Origin of the sequence: Chelatococcus composti, assembly GCF_014201415.1 — a bacterium.
Taxonomy (GTDB): domain Bacteria; phylum Pseudomonadota; class Alphaproteobacteria; order Rhizobiales; family Beijerinckiaceae; genus Chelatococcus_A; species Chelatococcus_A composti.
The window spans coordinates 1-2,409 of sequence record NZ_JACHEH010000022.1; the positions used below are offsets into that span (position 1 = coordinate 1).

Annotated in this window: 2 protein-coding genes; one reads left to right on the top strand and one right to left on the bottom strand. The window is 64.8% G+C overall.

The features are described 5' to 3' along the window. Positions 1 to 126 (top strand): flagellin (locus HNQ73_RS17785; RefSeq protein ID WP_277355659.1); only part of this gene is annotated, 126 nt, incomplete at its 5' end. Positions 127 to 206: 80 nt separating this feature from the next. Here the strand turns inward: HNQ73_RS17785 and HNQ73_RS17790 are convergent. Next, complete coding sequence (locus HNQ73_RS17790; RefSeq protein WP_244650009.1) at positions 207 to 2,129, bottom strand: O-linked N-acetylglucosamine transferase, SPINDLY family protein; 1,923 nt, start codon at positions 2,127 to 2,129, stop codon at positions 207 to 209. Between the last annotated feature and the right edge of the window lie 280 nt (positions 2,130 to 2,409).

The window sequence follows — 2,409 nt, forward strand, 5'->3', positions numbered from 1 at the left end:
GTCGACGCCAACATGGAAGAGGAGTCCACCAAGCTGCAGGCGCTGCAGGTCCAGCAGCAGCTCGGCATCCAGGCCCTCTCCATCGCCAACTCCTCGACGCAGAACATCCTGTCGCTGTTCCGCTAAGGCGACCGGAACGCTGCACCCGGGATCGGCCGCGCTCCGCCGGAGCGCGGCCTTTCTCTTTGGCGCGGGTGAGGGTGCGCTCAGACAAAGGCGCCGGTGCGGGCGGGCAGGGCCGGTACGTCGATGTGATCGGGCTCCAGCCCCTGCCGGGCGCGATCCGCCATCATCTCGTAGGCCCGCTCGAGGTGCCGGCAGAAGCGTTCGGCGTCGAACAGCGGCATGCGGAAGCGGTTCTCCTCCAGCCGCTGCCGGTACTGTGCCAGCCGCTCCCGGTCCTGATAGAGCGCGACCGCCGTCTCGACATAGTGATCCGGGTCGCGCGTGACGAGTTCCGGCAGGCCGATGGCGTTGAGCAGGCTCTTGCTGACGCGCGAGGCGAAGTTGGTGCCGTCCATGGCAAGGACCGGCAGGCCCGCCCACAGCTGTTCCGACGTCGTGGTGTGCCCGTTGTACGGGAAGGTGTCGAGCCCGAGGTCCGCGAGCGGAAGGCGGTTGATATGTTCCTCGTAGGCGACCTTTTCGCAGAACGCGACCCTGCTGGCCTCGATCCCCGCGCTCTCGAGTTTGCGACGGACGTTGGTCTGCGCCTCCTCGTCGAGGCACAACACCCACAGCAGGCTGTCAGGCGTCAGCCGCAGAATGCTTGCCCAAAGATCGATCGTCTTGAGCGATATCTTCCTGTTGGCGTTGAAGGAGGCGAAGACGAACCGGTCTTCCGGCAGCCCGACCTCATTGCGCGTAATGCCCGAAGGACGTGGCCTGTGCCACGGGTCGTTCGGCTGGTAGGTTTCAGGCAGCCGGCAGAACTTCTCGAAGTAGTGCGGCTCGCTGCCGTCGGGCAGCACGTGTGGGTCGCCAATGATGTAGTCGAGATCGATGCCTGCCGTCGTGCCGGGGAAGCCGAGCCACGCGACCTGCACAGGCGCGGCGCCGTGGTTGAGGATGCCGCTGCGGCTGCCTTCCGTGTGCCCCTTCAGGTCGACGAGAATGTCGATGTTCTCGGAGCGGATCGTCGCGGCCGCCCCCCGATCGTCGAGGCCGTTCAGCCGCAGGATGCGGCCCCAGCGGTAGCGCCCGCCCTTGTCCTTCGCCATGAGGTGCTCCGGTGTGCAGCAGAAGAGGGTGATGTCGAAGCGGCTGGCGTCGTGGCGCTCGATCACGCCCTGCAGGAGCTTCATCGTGGCGTGGTGGTCCGAAAAATCGGCCGAGAGATAGCCGATGCGGAGCTTGTCTCCCCAAACGTGAGGAGCCTTGCGGCGGGCCTGTGCGCGCTCGGGACCGACAGGTCCGACGCCGACGGCTGGATCGAAGCCCCAGGCCAGGCGGTTCAGCGCCTCGTCGCTGCACCACAGCAGGTTGTAGTATGGAGGCTCATACTTGAGGAAGGAGAGATCGCCCGCCTCGATCTCGCGCCGCATCTGGCGCTGCAGGCGCGCCATCTCCGGGTAGTTGTTCACCTGGCAGGTGAAGAGGTGATAGGTGGAGCGGAAATCCTTCCTGTGCGGGTCCTTGCGGTAGAGAGTTTTTGCGATCCGGCTGTCCCACTTGAACTCGGCGCGCGTCAGCAGGCGCGCGGCGAGGATCCTGTGGATCAGCCTGTCGCTCTCGGCGAGCACGGGCATCAGCGTCTTGAGGAGGTCGCGCTGGCCCCGCTTGACGAGAATGGAGGCGACTACGAAGGCGATGTCCGGGTCCCGATGCATCTTCTGGAACAGCGGCATGCCGAGGCTGAGTGCCTCGTCCTCGTTGCCGCATGCGAAATGCAGCTTCATCGCCTCGGCGAGGTATTCGTCGGAACGCGGCCCCTCTTCCTGCCCGGCGAGATGATAGGCCCAGGCGGCGTCCGACTTGAGGCCGAGCTGCACCAGGACCTTGCCGAGCAGGGCATAGATCTTGGCGCCCTTCTCCACCTCCATCAGCTTGTTCAGCAGATCCAGGGCAGCGGCATAGTTGCCCTTCTTGTACTGTTTGAAGGCGGTTGAGTAGATGGTCTGAGCGTTCAAGGGAGACTCCGCGCAATGGCCGGCTCGCCCCGCCATTGTCGCCCGCCAACCTTGCGCGAGGCATGACATGTCACCTCATCCCGCAGGCCCGGACTGACTCGTGCGGTGCAAGCTTCGCGCAAGCTCGCCGGCTTAATTCTGCCCTACACGTATAGCGGATTGAGGCTGCGCTGTGCCGCGGCGCCCCTCAAAGGCATGATGCCGCTCCGCTATGCCGGTGCAAACCCGGCATGTCCCTTTCCGAAAATCCACATCTCAATGTGAAGGGACAAAAGCATGT